A 3,839-nucleotide genomic window follows, 5' to 3' on the forward strand; every position below is an offset into this window, starting at 1 on the left:
ACACCTCCCACCTCGGGCGGCTTCGGGCCGAAGATCCGAGGCGTATTTGAGCCGTCAAGCCGTCAAGCCGTCAAGCCGTCAAGCCGTCAAGCCGTCAGCTCACCACATCCGCCACCAGCTCACGCCCGCACACCGCAGCACGCCGTCCACTCCCCCTTTGGAGCTGATGCCATAAACGAATCAGGCGCGATGTCGTAAACGATTCAGCTCCAAAGGACCGGCCCACCGCACCATGCCGGCGGCCACGGCATCCCGTGGCGATCGTCTCCCATCACGCGTCGGACCTGATCACCGGGCTGCTGTGCGACCGTCCCGAGTGCCAGCGCGTAGGCGGGCCTTCACGCCGGCGGACCCGCACATCGCCAGGACCACGCGCCACCGGGCCGCGCGCCACCAAGCCCGCACACCCTCGGGCCCACGCGCCACCAAGCCCAAGAGACCGTCGGGCCTGCGCGCCACCAAGCCCAAGACACCGTCGGGCCTGCGCGCGGCCAGGCCCGGCGTCCCGCTCGTCGACCGGCGCCGGTCGGGTCAGCTTCCGGTGAGGGCGCGCAGCAGCGTACGGACGGCGGCGCCCAGGTCGGCGCGGCTGGCGACCGTACCGGGCGGTGGGGCGCTGAGCGCGCCCGCGCCGGCCAGCCGGTCGAAGAGCAGCCCGTCCACGAACGCCACGAACTGGTCGCCCTGCCGATCGGGGTCGGTGGCCCCGGCCCTGGTCAGCAGGTCCCGGGCCTGCACCCGCAGGCCGGTGCCGTGCTGCAGGATGCCGCGCAGCTCGGGCCGGTGCACCGCCTCCAGCAGGCACGCGTATCGGGCGAGGCTCCGGCTGCGTCCGGTGCTCAACCAGCGGTCGAGCACCTCGGCGACGCCGGCGGCGAGCGCGTCGAGGTCGCCGCTGTCGAGCCTGGGGGCAGGGGTCGGGGGTGGCGGGCCGGTCGGCAGGTCGTACGCCGCCAGGTCGGCCCGGTCCCGCTCGGCGAGCCGTCCCACCACCGCCTCGATCAGCGCCTGCCGGGTCCGCAGGTACGCGGAGGTGGTGCCCGGCGGCATTCCGGCGCGGCCGTCGACCGCCCGGTGGGTCAGGGCTCGCATGCCACCATCGGCGATCAATTCGATGGCCGCGTCGGTCAGTGTCGCGATCCGGTCCCCCCGCGCCGTCATGGCACTCCTCCCTCCCGGTGGTCCGGAGGTAGTATCGCTCTTCTACAGGTGTAGAAGGAGGATCGACATGGACGACTCACACGCGGTGGTGGTCGGTGCCGGCATCGGCGGGTTGAGCGCGGCGCTCGCCCTGCACCGGCACGGGTGGCGGGTCACCGTGCTGGAGCGCGCCCCCGAGATGCGCGAGGTCGGCGCCGGCCTGAGCCTGATGGCGAACGCGGTGCGCGCGCTGGACGCCCTCGGCCTCGGCCCGGCCCTGCGCCGGGGCGGACACGGTGAGGCGCCCGGCGGAATGCGCGACCGGCACGGGCGGTGGTTGTCCCGGGTGGAGGCCGCGGAGATGATCAGGCAGCTGGGCACCACGGCGCTGGGCGTGCACCGGGCCACGCTGCACCGCACCCTGCGCGAGGCCCTGCCGGCGTCGTCCCTGCACACCTCCGCCACGGTGGAGCACGTCGAGTCGGGCCCGGACAGCGCCGAGGTGCGCTATCAGGGCCCTGACGGCCCGCACACGGTCACCGCCGATCTGGTGGTCGGCGCCGACGGCCTGCGCAGCCGGGTCCGCGCCCAACTCTGGCCGCGACACCCCGGCCCGGTGTACGCCGGATCGACGACGTGGCGGGCGGCCATCGCCTTCCCCGATCCGATCCCGGCGGCCATCACCTGGGGGCCGGGAGCCGAGTTCGGCATGGTGCCGATCGGCGACGGCCAGCTCTACTGGTACGGCGCGCTGAACGCCCCGCCCGGTGGCCACGCCCCCGACGAGCTGACGGCCGTGCGGGAGCACTTCGGCGATTGGCACGACCCCATCCCGGCGCTTCTCGCGGCAACCCCACCCGACGTGGTGCTGCGCAACGACATCCACCACCTGGCCGAGCCGCTGCCCTCGTACGTGCGGGGGCGGGTGGCGCTGCTCGGCGACGCGGCCCACCCGATGACGCCCAACCTGGGGCAGGGCGCCGGGCAGGCGATCGAGGACGCCGTGGTGCTCGGCGCGGTCTGCGCCGGCGGCGCAGGGCACGTGCCCACCGCCCTGGCGGCGTACGACGAGCAGCGTCGACCACGCAGTCAGTCAGTCGCCCGCGCCTCCTACGTCGCCGGACGGTTCGGACAGCAGCTGCACAACCCGGTCGCCTTCGCGATGCGGACCGTCGCATTGCGGCTCATCCCGAGCCGGCTGGCCCTGCGCAGCATGGCCCGCTACGCGGACTGGCGACCGCCGGCGGGCTGAGCCGGCCCAGCGATCCGGCCGGTGGCCAGGGCGGCGTACTCGGCCGAGGCGAGGAACTCGGTCAACACCTCCACGGTGCCCGGCGTCCAGGGACGACCGTCGAGCACGTCGGCACCGGGGACGAAGAGCATCGCCGCACCCTCGCCGAGCACCACGTCCTCCTGCCGGGCCCTGGTGCTGCCGAGGAAGTAGTGCTTCACCCGGGCCAGCTCGGGCAGCGACTGCACGGCGACCGGTTGCAGTGGACCGTCGGCCCGCAGGCCGGTCTCCTCCAACAACTCCCGCTCGGCGGTCTGCTCCGGCGTCTCCCCCGGCTCGCCGTGGCCACCGGGCAGCCCCCACACGTTCGGGTGGTGCGTCGCGTCGCCGTCGCGCAGTTGCAACAGCAGCTGCCCGTCGGGATCTACCAGCAGGACGCACGCGACAATTCTCATCCGGCCAGACTACGGCCGGCGAGGAGCCGTCGTGGCCCCAAAGCTCCAGAATAGTCATTCGGGGCGTCGGCGGAACTAATCAAAGGCGACAGTGCGCCGGTACAATCGGCGACTTCGTTGTGACCGATCGCTGACTGCTGATGGTGAAAGCGATCACACACACTGAGCCCATGAACAGGAGAGTCAACCGCGGTAGGGCACTCCGCGTCGCGGTGTGCCTCCTTCTTCTCGCCGCGCTGAGCGGCTGCATGCAGCTCAACATGGGGTTGACCGTCAACGCCGACGACACGGTCGACGGGCAACTTCTGCTGACGGCCCAGAAGTCCGTTCTGAGCAGTCGTAACAAGAACCTCCCGGTCGCCTTCGCGGAGTTGCGGCAGAACATCCCCGCCCTGCCGGCCGGCGAGGAAAACCTTTACCAGGACGACACTTTCTACGGCTCCCAGATCAGTTACCGCAAGGCGCCGCTGGCCGGTTTCGACACCGAGAGCGTGAAACTGGTCAGGGACGACGATCTCTACCGCTTCACGCTGCCGCTCGATCCCAAGAAATATGGCGGAAAGGTTGCGGAGCAGAATCCACAGAACCAACAGGCGTTCCTCAAGCTCATGTCGTTCGAGATCTCGGTGACATTTCCCGGCCGGGTGATCGAAAGCAATGGCACCATCAACGGCCGGTCGGTCAGTTGGAAGGTCGATCCCAACCAGGACAAGCCAGCCGAGCTGCGGGCCGTGGCCGAGGCGCCACCACGACCGTCCACCTCGCCGGTTGCCGCCGGCGAGGAGGACGACGGCGGATTCCCCTGGCTGCTCGTCGTCGGCGGTGTCCTCCTCCTGCTGCTGCTCGCCGCGGTGGTCGTACTCCTGATTCGCCGCCGTCACCCCGCGGCACCGGCGGCGCCCGGTCCGACCCCGCCGCCGGGCCCTCCCGCCGGTGCCCCGGGGCCTGGCTCGAGATTCGACACTCGGTCACCTCCTGCGCGCATGCCTCCGGCCTCAGCGGCCAACGCTTGG

Annotated in this window: 4 protein-coding genes; 2 read left to right on the forward strand and 2 right to left on the reverse strand. The window is 71.7% G+C overall.

Annotated features, from left to right (window positions below):
- Positions 1–531: 531 nt before the first annotated feature.
- Positions 532–1,161, reverse strand: a complete 630-nt coding sequence (locus tag ABZ749_RS31270; RefSeq protein ID WP_357234107.1) for a TetR/AcrR family transcriptional regulator — start codon at positions 1,159–1,161, stop codon at positions 532–534.
- 67 nt (positions 1,162–1,228) lie between these two features.
- Between ABZ749_RS31270 and ABZ749_RS31275 the strand changes: the two genes are divergently transcribed.
- Positions 1,229–2,392 (forward strand): FAD-dependent oxidoreductase, encoded by a 1,164-nt coding sequence (locus ABZ749_RS31275; protein WP_357234110.1) that lies wholly within the window; start codon positions 1,229–1,231, stop codon positions 2,390–2,392.
- Here the strand turns inward: ABZ749_RS31275 and ABZ749_RS31280 are convergent.
- Positions 2,362–2,826 carry an NUDIX domain-containing protein gene (locus ABZ749_RS31280; RefSeq protein WP_357234112.1) on the reverse strand — a complete coding sequence of 155 codons (465 nt, stop codon included), beginning with the start codon at positions 2,824–2,826 and terminating at the stop codon, positions 2,362–2,364. The genes ABZ749_RS31275 and ABZ749_RS31280 overlap by 31 nt on opposite strands.
- A 248-nt stretch (positions 2,827–3,074) precedes the next feature.
- Here ABZ749_RS31280 and ABZ749_RS31285 point away from each other — a divergent pair.
- Positions 3,075–3,839 (forward strand): DUF3153 domain-containing protein (locus tag ABZ749_RS31285; RefSeq protein WP_357234114.1); only part of this gene is annotated, 765 nt, incomplete at its 3' end.

The sequence above is a fragment of the Micromonospora sp. NPDC047753 genome (genome assembly GCF_040642735.1).
In the GTDB taxonomy this organism is placed as follows: Bacteria; Actinomycetota; Actinomycetes; order Mycobacteriales; family Micromonosporaceae; genus Micromonospora.